This window comes from Streptomyces sp. NPDC088124 (assembly GCF_040685895.1).
Lineage (GTDB): Bacteria > Actinomycetota > Actinomycetes > Streptomycetales > Streptomycetaceae > Streptomyces.
The window spans coordinates 81,353-100,211 of sequence record NZ_JBFBJB010000023.1; the positions used below are offsets into that span (position 1 = coordinate 81,353).

The 18,859-nt window shown below is 70.6% G+C and carries 16 protein-coding genes; 11 read left to right on the forward strand and 5 right to left on the reverse strand.

Annotated features, from left to right (window positions below; translation table 11 throughout):
* Positions 1 to 38: 38 nt before the first annotated feature.
* Positions 39 to 770: a TetR/AcrR family transcriptional regulator gene (locus AB0P17_RS20405; RefSeq protein WP_365812835.1), complete on the reverse strand. Its 732-nt coding sequence runs from the start codon at positions 768 to 770 to the stop codon at positions 39 to 41.
* Positions 771 to 996: 226 nt separating this feature from the next.
* Here AB0P17_RS20405 and AB0P17_RS20410 point away from each other — a divergent pair, with 226 nt between their 5' ends.
* Positions 997 to 1,965, forward strand: a complete 969-nt coding sequence (locus tag AB0P17_RS20410; protein WP_365812837.1) for a helix-turn-helix domain-containing protein — start codon at positions 997 to 999, stop codon at positions 1,963 to 1,965.
* 118 nt (positions 1,966 to 2,083) lie between these two features.
* Here AB0P17_RS20410 and AB0P17_RS20415 read toward each other — a convergent pair whose 3' ends face one another.
* The 3 genes from AB0P17_RS20415 to AB0P17_RS20425 form a co-directional block, all read right to left on the reverse strand.
* On the reverse strand, positions 2,084 to 3,778 hold the full coding sequence (locus AB0P17_RS20415; RefSeq protein ID WP_365812838.1) for a histidine kinase: 1,695 nt from the start codon (positions 3,776 to 3,778) through the stop codon (positions 2,084 to 2,086).
* 164 nt (positions 3,779 to 3,942) lie between these two features.
* Complete coding sequence (locus AB0P17_RS20420; protein WP_365812840.1) at positions 3,943 to 4,752, reverse strand: ABC transporter permease; 810 nt, start codon at positions 4,750 to 4,752, stop codon at positions 3,943 to 3,945.
* A complete protein-coding gene (locus tag AB0P17_RS20425) occupies positions 4,749 to 5,687 on the reverse strand; it encodes an ATP-binding cassette domain-containing protein (RefSeq protein ID WP_365812842.1) in 939 nt (312 codons plus the stop codon). The genes AB0P17_RS20420 and AB0P17_RS20425 overlap by 4 nt, the downstream gene beginning before the upstream one ends.
* 192 nt (positions 5,688 to 5,879) lie before the next feature.
* On the opposite strand from AB0P17_RS20425, the gene AB0P17_RS20430 reads away from it, so the two are divergent.
* On the forward strand, positions 5,880 to 6,560 hold the full coding sequence (locus AB0P17_RS20430; protein ID WP_365812844.1) for a response regulator transcription factor: 681 nt from the start codon (positions 5,880 to 5,882) through the stop codon (positions 6,558 to 6,560).
* A 244-nt stretch (positions 6,561 to 6,804) separates the two neighbouring features.
* Here AB0P17_RS20430 and AB0P17_RS20435 read toward each other — a convergent pair whose 3' ends face one another.
* Entirely contained in the window at positions 6,805 to 7,404 is a 600-nt protein-coding gene (locus tag AB0P17_RS20435) for a hypothetical protein (RefSeq protein ID WP_365812846.1), read from the reverse strand.
* A gap of 260 nt (positions 7,405 to 7,664) precedes the next feature.
* Between AB0P17_RS20435 and AB0P17_RS20440 the strand changes: the two genes are divergently transcribed.
* The 9 genes from AB0P17_RS20440 (at position 7,665) to AB0P17_RS20480 (ending at position 18,778) form a co-directional block, all read left to right on the forward strand.
* Positions 7,665 to 9,431 carry a histidine kinase gene (locus AB0P17_RS20440; protein ID WP_365812942.1) on the forward strand — a complete coding sequence of 589 codons (1,767 nt, stop codon included), beginning with the start codon at positions 7,665 to 7,667 and terminating at the stop codon, positions 9,429 to 9,431.
* Positions 9,432 to 9,667: 236 nt separating this feature from the next.
* Positions 9,668 to 10,330, forward strand: coding sequence for a response regulator transcription factor (locus AB0P17_RS20445; protein WP_365812848.1), 663 nt, complete (start codon positions 9,668 to 9,670; stop codon positions 10,328 to 10,330).
* 1,020 nt (positions 10,331 to 11,350) lie between these two features.
* Positions 11,351 to 13,168: an asparagine synthase (glutamine-hydrolyzing) gene (gene asnB, locus AB0P17_RS20450; RefSeq protein WP_365812850.1), complete on the forward strand. Its 1,818-nt coding sequence runs from the start codon at positions 11,351 to 11,353 to the stop codon at positions 13,166 to 13,168.
* A gap of 105 nt (positions 13,169 to 13,273) precedes the next feature.
* A complete protein-coding gene (locus AB0P17_RS20455) occupies positions 13,274 to 13,735 on the forward strand; it encodes a DUF296 domain-containing protein (RefSeq protein ID WP_365812853.1) in 462 nt (153 codons plus the stop codon).
* A 5-nt stretch (positions 13,736 to 13,740) separates the two neighbouring features.
* Positions 13,741 to 14,934, forward strand: a complete 1,194-nt coding sequence (locus tag AB0P17_RS20460) for a cytochrome P450 (RefSeq protein ID WP_365812855.1) — start codon at positions 13,741 to 13,743, stop codon at positions 14,932 to 14,934.
* Between the two features lie 18 nt (positions 14,935 to 14,952).
* The gene (locus tag AB0P17_RS20465) at positions 14,953 to 15,723 is read left to right on the forward strand and encodes a DUF6875 domain-containing protein (RefSeq protein ID WP_365812856.1); all 771 of its coding nucleotides are present in this window, start codon (positions 14,953 to 14,955) and stop codon (positions 15,721 to 15,723) included.
* Positions 15,720 to 16,514, forward strand: a complete 795-nt coding sequence (locus AB0P17_RS20470; RefSeq protein WP_365812858.1) for an SDR family oxidoreductase — start codon at positions 15,720 to 15,722, stop codon at positions 16,512 to 16,514. Before AB0P17_RS20465 ends, AB0P17_RS20470 begins: the two co-directional genes overlap by 4 nt.
* 32 nt (positions 16,515 to 16,546) lie before the next feature.
* The gene (locus AB0P17_RS20475; protein ID WP_365812860.1) at positions 16,547 to 17,227 is read left to right on the forward strand and encodes a hypothetical protein; all 681 of its coding nucleotides are present in this window, start codon (positions 16,547 to 16,549) and stop codon (positions 17,225 to 17,227) included.
* Between the two features lie 144 nt (positions 17,228 to 17,371).
* Complete coding sequence (locus AB0P17_RS20480; RefSeq protein WP_365812862.1) at positions 17,372 to 18,778, forward strand: FAD-binding oxidoreductase; 1,407 nt, start codon at positions 17,372 to 17,374, stop codon at positions 18,776 to 18,778.
* Positions 18,779 to 18,859: the final 81 nt, after the last annotated feature.

Consider the following 18,859-nt stretch of genomic DNA (forward strand, 5'->3'; position numbering starts at 1 on the left):
AGTGGTTGCCGGCTCTCCGTCGGGCCGTGGCGAGTTGCTCACGCGTGGGGTATCCGGCCGTGGATCTCCTCGGCCATGTTCCGCATCGCCATGCGGAAGATCTCGGCCTGATGGTCGCCGAGGAACGAGGTGTGCCCGAAGACCTCCAGGACGACGAGGCCGTGCAGGTGCCCCCACGCGCTCAGCAGGAGAGAGGTCGCGGCGGGCGGCAGGCTCTCCTGGCCCTGCGGTGACAGCTGCTCCAGATAGGCCAGGAGCGGTGGTGAGAGCGCGGGGGTGTCCGCCGCGGCGAGTTGCGCCCTGGTGTACCCGGCGAACAGTTCGCGCTCGAAGACCGCGCTCATCCGGAGGACCGCCTGGGTGGACGGGCCCCCGGCGGGGGCCGCGTAGGACCGCAGCGGCGTTCCGTAGATGAGCTTGAAGTGCTCGGGACGGGTGACGGCCCATCGGCGGTATCCCTCGGCCGCGGCCACCAGCCGTGGCACGGCCCCGACCTCCGTCGTGGTGTCGACGGCGGTCTGTACGGCGTCGGCCAGGTCGCTGTGCGCCTTTTCGACGAGCGCGGTGACGAGGGCGTCCCGGCTGGGGAAGTAGTGGTAGAGCGCCTGCACGGTCATTCCGAGGCTGCGTGCGACCGCGCGCAGGGACAGGGCCACCGCTCCGTGTTCGGCGATGTGGGACTCGGCGGTGTCCAGGATCTCCTGGGTCGCGGCGGCCCGGCGGCGTTGGCGCAGGGTGGTCGGGGCCGGCATGGGTTCGTCTACGGGCATGTGGCGACCGTACGACGTCAACTCCGGCGACGCACGGAGAAGTTGGCTACTGCGAGGAAGATCTGACACTGTCAGGCAGTGCACCGCCCGAGGCCCGGGTCCTGTCCGCGCGGTGGACTTCGCCTCGTTTACTTCCACTTCGGCGTTGGCATAGTGTCCCATCGGCGCGGTCGTGCCGTTCGGTCACCCGCACGGCCGCCGGGGACGGGCGACGGGAACGGTGCCGATGATCGAGACGGTGTTCAGGAGCGAGGACGTTCCGGCGGCGGACCGGTTCGACCGCTGGCGTGAGCTGATGCGGCAGTGCACCGCGCCTCTGGAGCTGGACAGCGAGTACCGGAAGGAATTCAGCGCGTCGCAGCGGCTGCTGGAGCTCGACGGGATCTCGGTGTGGCCCACCCGCTTCCAGCCGGTTTCCTTCCGGCGGACTCCACGGCTGATCCGGCAGTCCGACCCGGAGCAGGTCAATATCTCCATTCCTCTGCGAGGCACGCTGTACGTCACCCGGAACGGCCATGAGATGGCGTACGGCCCCGATGCCCTGTGTGTCGTGGACAGTTCGCGCACCATCGAGGTCCGGACGCTCGCCCCTCAGACCGGCATCGGGCTCGACGTACCGAAAGCCCTGCTGCCGCTGTCCGGGAACGGGCTGGAAAAGCTGAGCCGATACCGGCTGTCCGGGCGAGAAGGATTCGGGGGCCTGCTCGTGGCCTTCCTGACCCAGATCGCCCGGGACACCGCCGTCTACCGGCCGACGGACGGGCAACGACTGGCCGCGATCGTGGTCGATCTGCTCTCGGCGCTGTTCACCCACCATCTCGCCACCGACGACGAACTCGGCCCTGAGACGCGCCGACGGGCCCTGACGATGGAAATCCAGGCGTTCATCCGCCGTCATGTGCACGACCCGGACCTGACCCCGCGCGCGGTCGCCGTGGCCCATCACATCTCGACCAGTTACCTGCACCAGCTCTTCCGGGACCAGGACACCACGGTCGCGGCCATGATCCGTGGCCTGCGACTGCGAGGCGCCCGGAAAGACCTCGCCGATCCGGCGCAGAGCGGCACCACCATTCACGACGTCGCCGCGCGATGGGGATTCCCCAGTCACACCACCTTCACGCGCGCATTCCACAGCGCGTACGGTCTCTCGCCCCGCGACTTCCGCCACGAGAGGTCGCACGGCTCCGCGTGACACCGCGCGGGTCTTCGGCAGGGTGGCGGGTCTGACTGCCGGGACGCCCCGCTTGCCGGGGCGCCCGTACCGTCCGCGGCGGCCCGTTCCGTCGGGCGAGCGGCTGACGGGCGGCCGGTCAGCGTCGGTTCGCGTCCATGGTGTCCTTGGCCACCAGAACGTCGTCGCGCCAGCAGAGCCGGTAGAGGTCGACCTCGTTCAGCAGATCGCGGCCGGAGCGGTAGAACGCGCAGTCCGCGTCCGGCGGCCGGGCGGCGGAACGGATGTGGTCGGGCGGGTACGGGAATGCCCGGGCCGGGAGCAGATGGGCGAGTTCGGCACGGGAGCGCCCCGCCTCCAGCCGGTCGAACCCGGACGGCGGGAGGACGCCGGTCGTCAGCTGCCAGGCGAGGAAGACGGCGGCCGGTACGAAGAACACCGCCGCGACGGCCGGTGCCGCGAAGGCGAGCACGGCGCGGCGGCGCGCGGCGGCTCGTACCTCGGCGAGCCGCTCGGCGGACTCCCGGGGGACACCGGCGTCCGCGTCCCGATCCGAGCCGGAGGCCGGGTCGGGGGCCGGGTCGGATGCCCGGTCCGCGCGGCGGTCGGGGGGCTGGTGCGGGAGGACGGCGGCGACATGGAACCCGCCCTGGTGCGGACCTGCCCACAGCGAGCCTCCCAGTACGCTCACCCGCTCCCGAAGGCCCGTCAGTCCCCGGCGCGCGGGGCCGGGTTCCCGGTGGTCCTCGGCCTGACCGGGACCGCCGGCGCGGCCGTCCGCCGCCGGCCTGTCCGGCCGGCCGCCCGCCGGTGAGGGCCCCGGCGGGGCCTCGTTGACCACGGTCACCCGGGTGCGGTCCGCCTCATGGCTGACGCTGACCCGGACCGCGCCGCCCGGCGCGTGCTTCACCGCGTTGGTGAGGCCCTCCTGCACCACCCGGTACATACCGCGTTCGACCAGGGGCGACAGCGCGGGGACCGTACCGTGCCGTTCCCAGCGCACCGCGACGCCGGAGGCGACCGCCCGTCCGAGCAGGTCTTCGACGCCGTCCGTGACGGGCAGGCCCACCGGGTCCGCGCCCCGCTCCCGTGGCTCGTGCAGGACGGCGACGGCCTCGCGCAACTGCTCGACGGCGTCGGTGACGGTTCCGCGCAGCTCGGCGAGGTCCGCGCGGTCGCGGTCGGTGAGATCGGGGGAGAGCTCCAGGGCGCCGGCGCGCAGGGCGACCAGGCTCAGGGCGTGGCCGAGGAAGTCGTGCATGTCGGAGGCGATGCCGGCGCGTTCGGTCAGCCGGGCCCGCTCCGCGATCAGGTGCTGCCGGTCCTCCAGGCTCCGGGCCTGCCGCCAGCCCTCCCGCACGAGTTCGCGTCGGCCGCGCACATGCCGTCCGGCGAGCCAGGGCAGCAGGAGTGCGGCGGGCAGCACGGTCAGCGCGTAGAACCACCACACGGCGGGCGCGCCCAGCACGGCGCACGCCGCGACGTCGACGGCGAGGCAGGCGGCGAGTACCAGAAGAGGACCCCGGGCCGTGGCGACGCGGGCGCCCAGCAGACAGCTCAGCGCGGCGAGCGAGAGGACGTGGGCGTTGCCCGGGGTGACGGGGTCGGCCAGGCCCAGTACGCACAGCCCGTTGACGACGAACACCGCGGTCCCCGGCCGGCTTCGGGACAGCGGCACGGCCACCGCCAGGACAGTCAGCGGGAGCAGCAGGCCGACGACGGGCGATGCCGCGCCCGCGTCCCGGAAGCCGTACCCGGTGGCGGCGGCGAGCACGGCCCACAGGGCGGCGTCGGCGAGCACATGTCGGGGCGGCGGGACGAGCTGGCGCGGCATGGTGGGGGAGGCGTCCTTCCGGTCGGCGGGCCATCGGTGGCGTGTCGGGTGGCCTCACGTGCCCCGGGGCGGGCCCTGCCGGCGCGCACCCGGGCGTCCAGGCTGCCAGGCGGCCGACGATACGGGGAGGCGCGTCGGCCTTCCGGGCGGGCCGGGCGGTCACCTCACAGGGCGTCCCTGCGGCGCAGCACGTACAGGCCGGTCGCCTGGGCGGCCGCCGCCCAGGCGACCACGATCAGGGCCGCTGTCGCCGACGTGTACGGTGCGTCGTCCCCCAGGCGCATGAGGTGGTCGCCCGCCCCGTGCGGCAGAGCGTGGTTGACCCCGTTGACGCCGAGCCCCAGGAGCACGGTCGGCAGCCCCCACAGGAGCATGACGGCGAAGGACAGGGTGCCCGCCGGGTGACGGGCGGCGAAGGCCGTGCCGACGGTGAGCACGGCGACGAGCGCCTGGTAGACACCGATGGCGAGGAGCTGTCCGAGCGTTTCAGCGGCGTCGAACGACGCCCGCCCGCCGAAGGCCCCCCAGGCCGTGGCCGTGCCCACGGCGGCGAACCCCGCGCCGCCGAGGAACGCGACGCCTGCCGTCACCACGGCCTTCGCCCCCAGGACCTGATGGCGCCGCGGCACCCACAGCAGGGTGGCCCGTACGCTCCCCGTCGCGTACTCGGAGGTCACGGCCACCGTGGCCAGGACGACGACGGCGAACTGGGACAGGACGACGGAGGCGGCCGCGGCGTTCCCGACGGGCTGGACCGGATGGCCGTTGATGCGGGCGATCGAGGCGTAGTAGAAGGTGAAGAACCCCGTGGCCGCGAGGCCCGCCAGAAGGCAGAGACAGGCGGCTCGCACGGACCACAGTTTGCCCCACTCGGAGGCGACCGCCCCGGCGAAACCGCCTGATGTGCACCGGGCCGTCCGTCCGGGCGCGGGCGGCGGCGGCACGGCACGCCCCTCGTGCGTCGTCGCGGTCATGTCGCGTCCCTTTCCGTGGTGCCGTCGGTCGCGTACTCGACGCTCCGGGCGGTCAGATCCATGTACGCCTGCTCCAGCGACACCCGGACGTCGCCGAGGCCGTGCAGCCGTACCCCGAGGTCATGAGCGAGGTCGCCCACCTGGGCGGCGGTCCGGCCCTCCACGGTGAGTCCGCCGTCCGCCGATGTCCCGACGCCCACGCCGTCGAGAGCCGTCAGCCGGCGGACCAGCGCGGCCCGCTGCCGTGGGTCGGGTACCGAGGCGCGCGCGGACGCGGTCGAGGCCGCGGCCAGGAAGTCCCTCATCGAGGTATCGCTGAGCAGCCGCCCCCGCCCGATGACGACGAGGTGGTCGGCGGTCAGCTGCATCTCGCTCATCAGGTGGCTGGAGAGGAACACGGTGCGTCCCTCGGCCGCCAGGTCGCGCACGAGTCGGCGGATCCACCGCACGCCTTCCGGGTCGAGTCCGTTGACGGGCTCGTCCAGAATCAGCACGGGCGGGTCGCCGAGCAGCGCCCCGGCGACTCCGAGCCGCCCGCTCATGCCCAGGGAGTACGTCCCGGCGGGCCGACGGGCCGCCTGTCCGAGGCCCACGGTCGCGAGCACCTCGTCGACGCGGCCCAGGGGGATTCCGTTGGTCCGGGCCTGCGCGATCAGGTGCGCACGGCCGGACCGCGCCGGGTGCACCGCCCGGGCGTCCAGCATCGCGCCGACCGCCCGCAGCGGCCGGCGCAGATCCGCGTAGGGCCGGCCGGCGATCAGGGCCTGCCCACGGGTGGGGTGGTCCAGACCCAGGATCATGCGCATTGTGGTGGACTTGCCGGATCCGTTGGGGCCGAGGAAGCCGGTCACACGGCCTGCCTGGACGGTGAAGGTCAGATCGTCCACGGCGACGATGTCGCCGTAGCGTTTGGAGAGTCCTCCGACAGTGATCACGCGGTTCCTCCGTGGTCGGTCGCGGCTCGGCGCGGAGCCTTCGTACGGCGACGACGCTAGGGGCGGGCGGGGGCGGCTCCCACCGGTCGAAGGGAAGCGGCGCCCTGCCTTTCGTCAGGGGGTGCCGCCACCCGGGAGGGATCTCCGGGCTCACCGGCCCACCCGCCGGCGAGCCGCCCGTAGGCTCGTCGCGTGGAAGGGACGACACCGCGCGATCGACCGGTCCGGGTCCTCGTGGCGGACGACGAGACGATGGTGCGGGCGGGCGTGCGGGCCATCCTGGCGCGGGATCCGCACATCGAGGTGGTCGCCGAGGCGGGAGACGGGCACGAGGCCATCGAGTCGACCCGCCGTCACCGGCCGGACGTGGTCCTGCTGGACATTCGGATGCCCGGTCTCGACGGGTTGACGGCGGTGGCACGGTTCCGCCGGGAACTGCCCGCGGTCGGTGTGGTCATGCTGACGACCTTCGGGCAGGACGAGTACATCGCCCGGGCGCTCGAAGACGGCGCCGACGGCTTTCTGTTGAAGGCGGACGACCCGCGGGAGCTCCTCAACGGCGTCAGGGCGGTCGGGGCCGGCGGGGCCTATCTGTCTCCTCGGGTCGCCGCCCGGGTCATCGCCGGAATGCGTGCGCACCGCTCGGCGCACCCGCACCGTCCGCTGAGCCGGCTGACGGCGCGGGAGCGCGACGTACTCGCCGGAGTCGGCGCGGGGCTGTCCAACGCGGAGATCGCACAGCGACTGCACCTGGTCGAGGGCACGGTGAAAGCGCATGTCAGCGTCGTGCTCGGCAAGTTGGGCGTCCGTAACCGGGTGGAGGCGGCCATCGCCGCCCACGAGGGCGGCCTGATCCCGCGACCGGGCGACTGACGCCAAGGGCTCGCCGGCAGGCGGGCCGGGGACATCGCCGACCGGCCGGACGATACTGTCGGTGACGATCTCGGGTCATCCCTGTCCGGCCGGGCCCGCGGACCGTGTGACCCCGGCCGCCGCGCTCTGTACCGCCTCGTGCCGCACCTGCGGCGGCCGGTACGACAGGCCGTGGCGCCGCCGCACGTCTTGGCAGGGGCCCCGGCCTTCTTGACGTGCTCGACGGGCCGTGCGGCGGGAGCCGTCAGCGCTCCTCCAGTGCGTCCAGCGCTACCGCCTGCGCGATGGCGAGGCGGCGGTCGAGGTCCGGGGCGAGGATGTCGAGGACGTACCGGTCCCGCAGTCCGAACTTCTTGTCGACCGCCATCAGCCGCTTGTCGCCCTCGGTGAAGTCGAAGTGGTACGGCCAGAGGAAGGGCACGAAATCCGTGAACGGCAGCCACTCCCAGATCCGGCGCACCCCGGCCACCACCCGGTTGCGCTCCCGCCCGGTGAGATTGATCGTGCCCGGCTGTCGCAGGGTCCAGGTGGAGCGGAGGAGGGAGGCGATGGCCTCGTTGCCGAAGGAGCCGATCGGCTGGCCCACCGCGTCCCGTACGTCGTACCCGGCTTCGGGGTCGAGGAGCTCGCGGGCCTCGAAGGTGCACAGGACGTGCTTCCTGGACTCGTCGGTGTAGAAGGTCATCTGTTCGCCGAGCGTCATCCGCTTCTGGTGGGCGAAGGCGACGACCTCGCCCTCGGAGCCGTCCGGCCCGACCGCGGTCACCACGTACTCCTTGGCCCTGAGGGTCATCTTCTGCCGGATGGTGAACCGCTCGTGTGCCTGTACGTGTGTGCTGTTCATGTGACGTCTCCCGTTGTCTTCTTCTCGTACGGCTCGGCCGGTACCGTCCGCCGGACCTCCAGCGCGACCCGTTCATCGTCGCCGTGGCGGCCGGCCCGGCGCAGTTACCGGAAGTCGCGGTCAGGAACGACTGAAGGCGACGGCACCGGAGCCTCGAACGGCCGCCGTCCCGGCAGGAGTTGTCAACTTTCGTCGTTCGCCCGTACGACGGGGGGATGATGCGGGCGCTCCCGCTCGTTGCCTATCGTCGGTCCGTGGAAGTGGAAGAAGCAGACACCCCTCGCACCGCCCGGACGCTCCTGACCCGGCTTGCCGCCGCGTCGCCCTGGGGCCGTTACCGGATCGCCGGGGAGGCCGTGCTCACCGTTGCCCTCGCCGGGATCGCGGGGATGTTCGACGTCGTGGGATCCGGGTTCGGTGCCCGGACCTTCGCCGTCGTCGCGGGCGTCGCCCTGCTGTCGCTGACCCGGCGCGCCCTGCCGGCGACGGTGCTGGTCCTCTCCGCCGCGGCGGCGGGGGCGCTGATCGCGGCGGTTCCGCTGCTGGTCTACGCGAGTTGGTCGGCGGGCAGCCGCATCGTGAAACCCTGGCGGGTGGCCGGCGCGTACGCCGCCGCGCTCGTGGCCCATACGGCGCTGGTCGCCTACGACGAGATCAGCGCCGGCTCCGTCATGTCGCTGGCCACCACCGGCGCGGTGAGCGGGGGAATGTTCCTGGCGCTGGCGATCGTGCCGGGGCTGGTCGCCCGCTACCGCGCCCAGCGTCATGCGCTGCTCGGTGCGCTGCGGAGCAACAACGCCCAGCTCGTACGGGAGCAGGCGATGGTGGCACGGGAGGCGCGCCTGTTGGAGCGCCACCGTATCGCCAGGGACATGCACGACAGCCTCGGCCACCAACTCGCCCTGATATCCGTGCACTCGGGCGCCCTGCAGGTCGATCCGGAGCTGACCGACCGCCAGCGGGAAGGGGTACGGATCCTGCGGGAGGCCTCCGTGACCGCGATGGGGGAGCTGCGCGAGGCCGTCGGGATCCTCCGCGACGACCGCGATGAAGGGGAGGGGCCGGACGGCAGGGACGGTCCCCGCCCGGCCGCCGGAGCGGGCGACGGGCGTCCGGGCCGGCGGCCGGCCGCCTCCGTCGACGGTCTGGTCGAGTCCTCCCGGGCGGCGGGCGCGGCCGTGGAGCTGCACCGGTCCGGCGTCCGCCGGCCGCTGATGCCCGCCGTCGAGCACGCGGCGTACCGCATAGCCCAGGAAGGCCTGACCAACGCCCACAAACACGCCCCGGGTGCCCCGATCAGCCTGGCCCTGCGCTACGAGCCGGACAGCCTGGTGGTGGAGGTCGCCAACGGGCCCGTACCGGCCGGGGCGGCGCGGGGGCCGGCCGTGGTCAGCGGCGGCCAGGGACTGAAGGGCCTGCGGGAACGGGCCCGGCTCGTCGGCGGCATGGTGCACACCGGTCCCACCGCGGACGGCGGATTCCGTATCGCCGGCCTGCTGCCGTACGGCACCGGGGACGGCGGGCCGGGGCCCGGCCCGGACGGCGCGACTTCCGTCGGTCCCGGGAGCGACTTTGTGGGGCAGATGAGGAGGGGCGCCGCGGGCGATGGTGGAGCGGTCATCAACCGCATCGATCCGCCAACGGAGTTCACCACCATCATGACCAACAAGAAGAATGTGGCCATCGGTTGTGCCGCTGTCGCCGTCGTCCTGGTCGGCGGCATCGTCGCGCTGGGGATATGGGGGACGAAGGAGCTGATGAAGGAGATGGAGCGGGCCGAGATCTCGCCGAGCGTGTACGAATCGGTGAAGGTGGGCGATGCCGAGGCGGACGTACAGGAGAAACTGCCCGCCGGGGACTCGTGGACGACCTCGGACCTGGCGGACCAGGCGCCTGCCGCGCCCGAGGGCGCGACCTGCCGCCACTTCATCTCCGACGAGGACGAGAGCCTCGACAGCCTGAAGGTCTTCCGGTTCTGCTTCCGTGACGGGAAGCTGGTCGCGAAGGACACGTTCCGGGCGACGTGACCCGGCGCGCGGTGGCGCCGGACCTCGGCGTGCCGTGGGGCGGGTGGCGCCCGACCGCTGTGTGACGTACGGCGGGTGGCGCCCGACCGCTGTGTGACGTACGGCGGGTGGCGCCCAACCTCCGCGTGACGTACGGCGGGTTACGCCGTACCTCGGTGCGGCCTACCCGGTCGGGGCAGGGCATGATGGCGGGGCCACGCCATCCGCTCCATGACCGACACCGCGCAGGAGGCTCTGTGATCCGGGTCCTCGTCGCCGACGACGAGCCGCTCATCCGGGCCGGCATCAGAATGATCCTCACCTCGGCCGAGGACATCGACGTCGTCGCCGAGGCGGGCGACGGCCGTGAGGCGGTGGAGAGCGCCCGGGGCACCGCCGTGGACGTGGCCCTGCTGGACATCCAGATGCCGGTGATGGACGGGCTGGCGGCCCTCACCGAGCTGCGCCGCGCCGCGCCGGACGTGCGGGTGCTGATCCTCACCACCTTCGGCGAGCGGGACAACGTGCTGCGCGCGCTCGGCCACGGCGGCGCCGGCTTCCTCCTCAAGGACTCCGCGCCCGACGAGCTGATCCACGCGGTGCGGGCGGCGGCGGCCGGGAACGCCTATCTCTCGCCCGCGGCCACCCGGCACGTGGTGGACGCCCTCGCCTCCCCGGGGGCCACCACCCGCGCCGACGAGGCCAGAGCGCGTGTCGACCGGCTGTCGGCCCGGGAGCGCGATGTGCTCGCGCTGCTCGGCGAGGGCCTCTCCAACGCGGACGCGGGCAGGCGGCTGCACATGAGCGAAGCCACCGTGAAGACCTATGTCAGCCGCATCCTGACCAAGCTCGGGTGCGAAAACCGGGTACAGGCGGCGCTGCTCGCCCGCGATGCCGGAATGCACCCGGACGGGGTGTGAACTTCAGGCGCTGATACCGCGCACGGTCGCCCCGTCGCGGTGGCTGCTTCCCGCCCTCCGCCGGACGGAATTTCTGGCGTGTTGCCGGCTGTTGTCCTCATCAAGACATCCGAGGGCACACCGGCTGTCCTCAAGGGCAAACAAACTGGTCAAAGGTGCAGTTTGCGTGAAAGACGCCGAATCGCCACCGAGTGTTTCCGGGGCTCTTTCCCCGTCGCGCGGAATGCCTCTCGGAGTATTAACGGCGTATGAAATGAGCTCTATTCGGCCATCCGGGTCGAGCCCGGATCGCCGCGGGGGCCGACCGATCCTCACACCGTGTCCGGCTTCGGTGCGAAGGCGCCTGCCGGCGTTCCGGAGCGGTGCGGTCCGGTAGAAGAAACGTTTCTGTGAAGGGGTGCCGACACGGCCGGCGCTCTGTGTCCAATGGACCGTTGGTGGCCCGGACAAGGCTTCGGAGTGGCCTGACTGTGGCCGAACGGGCTGTGGCTCATGGCCGGTTCGTCATGCGGTGAGGCCGGAATGCACAGGCGCTAAGAAGCCGGTCTGGACCGCGAGAAGGGGCCATGGCAGGATCTGGCCCCGACGCAGTGCTTGACCGTATTCGTGTGATTGACCGTTACCAAGCACCTCGGCCGGTGGTTGCTCTCGCCGGCCGCTTGCACAGAGCGAACATCCGCATCCACTCCAGGGATGCGCGACCACATACCTCTGAAAGACATCGGATCTGCAGGACCACTGTCATCGAGCACCCCTTCCGTCGAATCCAACCCGCCGCCCTTTCCGGCGCGTCATCGGGTAATTGTTTCAATCTGACCCTTACTGCTGACCTCTGCTGACCCCGGCACAGACCACTCCGTAGAGACCCTGAATCCGTAGTCCCGCGTTGTCCGCGTTCCGGCCTTACCGACGTGCGCCCATCTCTCACAGACGGCCTTGGCATGCCGATTTGCCGGGACCGGGGTCCGGCGTACCGGTGGGGTCGGGGTCGAAGCGATCGAACCGAGAATGGGAAGCCATATGTGCGGTATCGCAGGCTGGGTAGATTTCAACCGCGACCTGACCGGAGAGCGGTCCACAGTGCTGGCCATGACGGACACCATGGCGTTACGGGGGCCGGACGACACCGGAATCTGGCTTTCCCCCCATGCGGCGCTCGGGCACCGCCGGCTCGCGGTCATCGATGTCGAAGGCGGCCGCCAGCCGATGGCCGCGGACGACGTGGCCGTCCTCACCTACAGTGGCGAGGTCTACAACTTTCGTGAGTTGAGAGTCCAGTTGGAGGCGAGAGGACACCGCTTCCGCACCCACAGCGACACCGAGGTCGTCCTGCGCGGCTACCTGGAGTGGGGCGAGGACCTCGTCGACAAGCTCAACGGGATCTACGCCTTCGCGCTGTGGGACGTCCGGCGCGAGGAACTCCTGCTCATCCGCGACAGGATGGGTGTCAAGCCGCTCTTCTACTACCCGCTCCCCGGCGGCGGTGTGCTCTTCGGATCCGAGCCGAAGGCCATCCTCGCCCATCCGCAGGCCGACCGGGCCGTGGACGCCGACGGACTGCGGGAGATCTTCACCATCACGCAGACGCCCGGCCTCTCCCTCTACAAGGGCATGCACGAAGTGCGCGCGGGACAAGTGGTGAGAGTACGGCGCCAGGGCCTGACCAAGCGGCAGTACTGGCAGCTCACGGCCCAGGAACACACCGACGACCTGGACACGACGGTCCGTACGGTGCGCGAGCTCCTGGAGGACATCGTCGAGCGGCAGCTCGTCTCGGACGTCCCGCTCTGCAGCCTGCTGTCGGGCGGCCTCGATTCGAGCGCGCTCACCGCCCTGGCCCTGAAACACGGGGACACCCGGTCGTTCGCCGTCGACTTCGCCGGCTACGCCGACCACTTCCAGCCCGACGAGATGCGCGGCAGCGCCGACGGGCCCTTCGTACGCGACGCGGTGGCACACCTGCGCCCCGATCACACCGACATCACACTCGACACCACCGAGCTCACCGATCCACGGCTGCGCGCCAGTGTGATGGACGCCTGGGAATACCCCCAGTTCAGCGGCGACATGAACACCTCGCTGTACATGCTGTTCCGCGCGATCCAGGGACACTCGACCGTCGCGCTGTCAGGGGAGTCCGCGGACGAGGTGTTCGGTGGGTACGCCTGGTTCCACCTGCCGAAGGCGGTGGACTCCGGCACGTTCCCCTGGCTCGTCTTCATGATGCAGAAGCAGCGGCCCGAGGACCTCTTCGACCCCGAGCTGCGCAAACAGCTCGACGTCCTCGCGTACGAGCGCGACCGGTACAGCGACGCGCTGGCCGAGGTGCCGTACCTGCCGATGGTCAGCGCCCGCGAACGCCGGATGAGGGAGGTCTCCTACCTCCACCTCACCCGTTTCGTGAACATGCTGCTCGACCGCAAGGACCGGCTGAGCATGGCGCACGGCCTGGAGGTCCGGGTGCCGTTCTGCGACCACCGGCTGGTGGAGTACGTCTTCAACACACCCTGGGCCTTCAAGACCTTCGACGGGCGCGAGAAGAGCCTGCTGCGCGCCGCGGTCTCCGACCTCGTACCGGCGTCGATCCTGGAGCGGCGCAAGAGCCCGTATCCCGCCACCCAGGACCCCGCGTACGGGAAGGCGCTGCGCGGCACGCTCAGCGACCTGATCGCGGACGGGAACGCCCCCGTACTGCCCCTGCTGGACGGTGAGGCCGTACGCACCCTGCTCAAGTCGCCGGCCGAGGAGTCCGCGTCCACGGTGACGCGCATCAGCCTGGAGATGGTGCTCGACCTGAACTCCTGGCTGGAGTCCCAGTCGCTGCGCGTCGACGTCTGACGCCGGGCGCCGGACTCCTCCTCGCGCTTCTCTCCTCGCCTTGCTTCCCCTCTGCCTTTCCTCCGCATTTTCCCTGCCCACACGTACGACGGGAGTGGTTTCAGCATGCGCAGCAGCGAGCTCACGATCGGAAGGTCCTTCGGACTCAATTTCGACCACAAGGAGGACTTCTTCCAGACGCTGGCCGACTTCTGCAAGGAAAACGATGTCCGGCAGGGTTACATCCCGATGTTCCTCGCGGCTTTCGCCGAGACCGAGATCGCGGGAACGTGCGACCGGGTCGAGGACCCGGAAGCCCCCGTCCGCCTCCCCGTATACCTGGAGAAGGTCGAGGCCGTCGGCAGCGGCACCTTCTCCTACGACCCCGACCGGGACATCGTCGTGCCGCACGTGCATGTCACGGTCGGACTGAAGCAGCAGTCGGCCCTCGCCTATTCCAGTCATCTGATATCGGCCACGGTCCAGTACCTGACCGAGATGCTGATCGTCGAGGTCGCCTCCCCGCACATGCGTCGTCCGGTGAAGACCGAGCTGTACGACGTGCCCCTGCTCACCTTTGAAAGCTGAGAGCCATGTCCGCTGAATTCTTTCCCTTTCCCGAAGAGCCGCTCGGCGCGGTCCCGCAGAGCTGCACCTGGCGGCGTGAGTCCGATCCCCTCGGGCAGGTCACCCTGCCCAGCGGTGACGCCGTACGGCTCGCGGTGCGCTTCGACGACGTCGAGGCCGTCCTGACCGATCCGCGGTTCAGCCGTGACCTGAGCAAGCCCGGATGCCCCCGGCTGCAGTCCGGCGCGGACATGTCCGACGACCGCGACACGCTCATCAACATGGACCCGCCGCGGCACACCCGGGTCCGCCGGCTCCTCAGCCGCGCGTTCACCGTACGGAACATCGAGAAGCTGCGGCCGCGCATCCGGGAGATCGTCCAGGAACTCGTCGACGACATGGTGGCGGCCGCCCCGGGTCCCGTCGACCTGATGGCCGGCCTCGCCGAACCGCTGCCCATGCGGGTGATCGCGGGGGTGCTCGGGGTCGCCGACAGCGATCTCGCCCAGTTCCGCCACTGGTCGTACGTGGCCATGAGCATCACGCCCGACATGGCGGACGAGCGCGTCACGGGGCGCGAGGAGTTCTTCGCGTACCTGGTCGACCTCATCGAGCAGCACCGCAGGGAACCGGGAACGGATCTCCTCGACGCCATGATCCAGGCGACGGAGGACGGCGACCGGCTGAGCGAGGCGGAGCTGTGCGACACCGCCCGCTCGCTGCTGCTGGCCGGGCACGAGACGACCATGACGTCGATCGGGCGCGGGATCTTCACGCTGCTGCGCCACCCCGAGCAGTACGCGCAGCTCGTGGCGGATCCCTCGCTGGTGCCGGCCGCGGTCGAGGAGGTGCTCCGGCACGACTTCCCCGCCGATGTGGGCTTCCTCCGCGTCGCGACGCAGGACGTCGATCTGCCGTCCGGTCAGATCCGGCGGGGCGAGGGGGTCATGCCGCTCATCTCGTCGGCGCACCGCGACACGAAGAAGTTCGCGGACCCCGACCGGTTCGACATCCACCGGGTGGACAACGCGCACATGGCTTTCGGGAAGGGCGCGCATTACTGCATCGGCGCGTATCTCGCGCGGGTGCAGCTCCAGGAGGCGTACGACGTGATCGTGCGCACCTTCCCGGATCTGCGGCTGGCGGTGCCCGCCGAGGAGATCGTCTGGAAGCCGGACATGATGACGCATGCCATCGCGGAACTCCCGATTACCTGGTGAACCGGAGGTGAGCTCGATATGAGTACCGCAGAGAAGAGTTCCGCGGAGAAGAGTTCCCCGCCGGACGGGAATCCCGTGGTGGACGAAAATCCCGTCGTGGACGGGAATTCCCCGTCGGGTGGGAGTCCCGTGCTCTACCGCCCGGAGGACCTGGCCCGGATCGCGGAGGACCTGCCGTTCATCCGGACCATCGCCGACTGGTGTACGGAGTTCCTTTCGAAGCCGCATCCCGATCTCGGGCGGGGCGGTTCGGTCTGTCCCTTCATTCCGCGTGCCCTGGCCATGAACCGGGTCTCGTTCGTCGTCCTGCACACGGCGAACCGCACCGAGGCCGAGATCGACGGGATCATCGCCTCGTACCGGCAGACCATCCTCGACATGGAACCCCGGTCGGGGCAGGAGGCCATCGACAAGGCGATCATGGTGATCCTCCCCGATGTGAGCGAGGAGGACGCGGCCGAGGTGGTGGACGAAACACACCGCAGGCTGAAGGCGGAGTTCGTCGCCTCCGGCCTCATGATCGGGAAGTTCCATCCGCGCAGCGAGCAGGGCGGGCTCCACAACCCGGGGTTCCGGCCGCTGCGCAGTCCGATTCCGCTGCTGGCCATCCGGCACATGGTCGACTCCGACCTGCCGTTCCTGAACCGGGTCGACGATCCCGTGCCCGACCGCATCAAGTTCCTGGAGTCGTACGGGCAGCGGTTCGAGGACGCGGAGGAGTCCCGCTGGTCGGAGAAGGGCCGGGCGGCCATCGGTGAGCTGCGCGTCCGTGCGGAGTCGGAGAAGTGACGGCCGCCACGCCACGTACGGTGGCGATCGTGGCCGGCGGCAGCCGCGGCATCGGGGCGGAGATCTCCCGTCACCTCGCGGCCGCCGGCATGGATGTGGTCATCGGCTTCGCCCATGACACCGTGGCCGCCGAGAAGCTGGTGGGGGAAATCTCCGGAGCCGGAGCCGGAGCCGGAGCCGGAGCCGGGAGCGGTTCCGGATCGGGAGCCGGACAGGCGAAGGCCGTGCTCGCGGACATCGCGGAACCGGACGGTGCCGCGCGCCTCTTCGACGAGGCGGAACAGACCTTCGGCGGGGTGGACATCGTTGTCACCTGTGCGGGAGCCCACGCCGCGCGGCGCGGCCCCCTCGCGGGCACCGACGACGACGACTTCCGCCGGGTCGTGGACGTCAACTTCCGCGGGACCTTCCACATGCTGCGGGCGGCGGCGACCCGGGTCCGTACGGGCGGACGGATCATCACCTTCTCCAGCTCCGCTCTGGCCCTGGGGGCGCCCGGCCAGGCGGTCTACAACGCCTCCAAGGCCGCCGTCGAGGTGCTGACGCGGCAGCTGGCCAAGGAACTGGCCGGCCGGGACATCACGGTCAACGCGATCGCCCCGGGACCCACCGGCACCGAACTGTTCCTCAGCGGCCGGCCGCCGGAGGCGATCGAGGCGCTGGCCGGGCAGATCCCGCTGGGCAGGATCGGCCGGCCGGACGACATCGCGGCGGTGGTGGATTTCCTGCTCGGTGAGCAGGGCGGCTGGATCAACGGGCAGGTGCTGCACGCCAACGGCGGAATCGTGTGACGTCCCCGTCATTCCCGGAGAGGAGCACCACAATGCTGGAGAGCACGGTCCCGCGGGGCGAGAGCGACCCCGGTGGAATCCTGGACAACCTCGACGTGGTGGTCATCGACACCGAGACCTTCGCGCCCTTCGTCGAGGACGCGATCGAGCAGTACAGCCTCGGTCTGGCGTCGGTGAAGGCGGCCGGTCCGCGGCTGCACCGGCCCAACAGCTTCGGACTGCTGGGCGGCACGTTCGAGGGCGACGCGATGATCGTGAGGCAGGTCGCCTTCGCCACCAACGTCCGGGCCGTCGAGTCCGTCCCCCTGGAGGAGTTCAAGGAGAACATCGTCCCCCAGTTCGGCAAGCAGTACGACGACGGGGAGCGCGGGTTCTGGTGCGACTCGCGTGAACTCCTCAAGATCGTCAGAGAGTTCGAGAACGCCGGCCTGGAGATGCTCGGATCGGTCCACATGCACCCGGACTGGCACCGCATCGGGCCCGCGCACGAACGGGGCACGGAGAACCTGAGCGAGAACCCCAGCCGGATGGACGAGTACCTCTTCCGCAACGCGGGCTGGCCGCTCAACATCATCTGCTACCTGGAGAGCCGGGGCGGCGGCATCACCCACACGTACGCCGCGTGGCGTCCGCCCGCCCCCGACGATCCGTCGGGGCGGGTCAGGAAGGTCACCGTCCGGCACTTCGCACACGGCCACGTCGGCTCCGAGTGACGTGCCGGGCACGGTGACGTGCCAGGCGCTGTGACGTGACGAATTCCGTGACGTGACGAATTCCGTGGCGCGACGAATGCCGTGACGTGCCAGGTGCTGTGAGGCACCAGAACTCCCAGGCTGTCCGAAGGTGGAGGACGACGAATGGACAGATATCCCCGGAACGCCGGCACGGTGGTCTCGCCGGCCGACCCGGACTACGAACGGGCACGACGCATCTGGAACGACCGTTTCGACTGCCGGCCCCGGGCCATCATGTACCCGTGCGACGAAGCGGAGACGGCGGCGGCGCTGGGATACGCGCGGGACAACGAGGTCCCGTTCCGTATCCGTTCCGGCGGTCACAACAGCGAGGGTTTCTGCACGGTCGACGACGGCATCATCATCGACCTGTCGAAGCTCGGCTCGATCGCCGTGAACAACGACCGGACCCGGGCCGTCATCAGCCCCGGTGTCATGCTCGGTGAGGTGTACGCGAACCTCTGGTCGGTGGGCGGCACCATCCCCGCCGGGGTCTGCCCGGACATCAGGATCGGCGGGCACGTGCTCGGCGGCGGCATCGGGATGCTCGTCCGCTCGCGGGGCCTGCTCATCGACAACCTGGTGGGCCTCACCGTGATCGACGCGCGGGGGGAGAAGCTCCAGGTCGACGCGGACCATCACCCGGATCTCTTCTGGGCCTGCCGGGGAGGCGGCGGAGGCAACTACGGGATCGCCACCTCGTACACCTTCGAGATGCGGCCCATCTCCGACGTGACCATCTTCAAGCTGGAGTGGGACTGGCAGGGCGGCATGGCGGTGCTCGACGCCTGGCAGCACTGGCTCCTCTCGGCGGACTCGCGGGTCAACGCCCGGTTCAACGTCTTCTCCAGCACGGTCGGTACGGTCATGACGACCGGCCTGTTCGAGGGGTCGGCCGACGAGCTGGAGTCGATCCTCCAGCCGCTGGTCGAGAGGTTCCCGCCGCGCGACTCCTTCGTGCGCACCATGCCCTACATGGAGTGTGTCGGGACGTTCAGTGAGCAAGTCCCGTCCATTCGCGCCAAGTTCGTGCCCGCGCTGTCGGCGGGGCCGCTCGACTCCGATGCGCTGAAGACCCTGGAGCGCTGGCACAAGGACGCGCCGGCCGGGGTCAAGACGGGGCTCTACGGGCTCGGCGGCGAGGTGCTCGGCAGTGTGTCCCCGGACAGTTCGGCGTTCGCCCACCGCGACGCGTCCATCTGCGTCGAGTACCTCGGCCACTGGCAGGGGGCGGAGCACGACCGGGAACACCTCGGCTGGCTGTCCGGCGTCCGCGAGGAGATGGACGCCTTCATGACGGGCGGAGCCTACGTCAACAGTCCGGACCGCGATCTGGAGAACTGGCTGCACGCCTACTACGGGGAGAGCCTCCCGCGGCTGATGGACGTGAAGAGGCGGTACGACCCCGACAACGTCTTCGCCTTCGAACAGAGCATCCCGGGATCCCTCACCCTTCCCGAGGCCCGCGCCGCGGGCCTGACCGACAAGGTCGTCGAAGACCTGCGCGCCCGCGGACTTCTCTCCGCCTGACGCCGGCACCCGCGGGCGCCCACCGAGGCGCCCGCGGGCCCCCGAGAACTCGCCCTTCCGAAGAACGGCCTCCCTCAAGAG

Coding starts and splice junctions, on each gene's coding strand:
- AB0P17_RS20460 (WP_365812855.1), top strand. CDS start 13,741: ATGTCCGCTGAATTCTTTCCCTTTCCCGAAGAGCCGCTCGGCGCGGTC.
- AB0P17_RS20415 (WP_365812838.1), bottom strand. CDS start 3,778: ATGCCGCGCCAGCTCGTCCCGCCGCCCCGACATGTGCTCGCCGACGCC.
- AB0P17_RS20420 (WP_365812840.1), bottom strand. CDS start 4,752: ATGACCGCGACGACGCACGAGGGGCGTGCCGTGCCGCCGCCGCCCGCG.
- AB0P17_RS20480 (WP_365812862.1), top strand. CDS start 17,372: ATGGACAGATATCCCCGGAACGCCGGCACGGTGGTCTCGCCGGCCGAC.
- AB0P17_RS20475 (WP_365812860.1), top strand. CDS start 16,547: ATGCTGGAGAGCACGGTCCCGCGGGGCGAGAGCGACCCCGGTGGAATC.
- AB0P17_RS20465 (WP_365812856.1), top strand. CDS start 14,953: ATGAGTACCGCAGAGAAGAGTTCCGCGGAGAAGAGTTCCCCGCCGGAC.
- AB0P17_RS20405 (WP_365812835.1), bottom strand. CDS start 770: ATGCCCGTAGACGAACCCATGCCGGCCCCGACCACCCTGCGCCAACGC.
- AB0P17_RS20410 (WP_365812837.1), top strand. CDS start 997: ATGATCGAGACGGTGTTCAGGAGCGAGGACGTTCCGGCGGCGGACCGG.
- AB0P17_RS20435 (WP_365812846.1), bottom strand. CDS start 7,404: ATGAACAGCACACACGTACAGGCACACGAGCGGTTCACCATCCGGCAG.
- asnB (WP_365812850.1), top strand. CDS start 11,351: ATGTGCGGTATCGCAGGCTGGGTAGATTTCAACCGCGACCTGACCGGA.
- AB0P17_RS20455 (WP_365812853.1), top strand. CDS start 13,274: ATGCGCAGCAGCGAGCTCACGATCGGAAGGTCCTTCGGACTCAATTTC.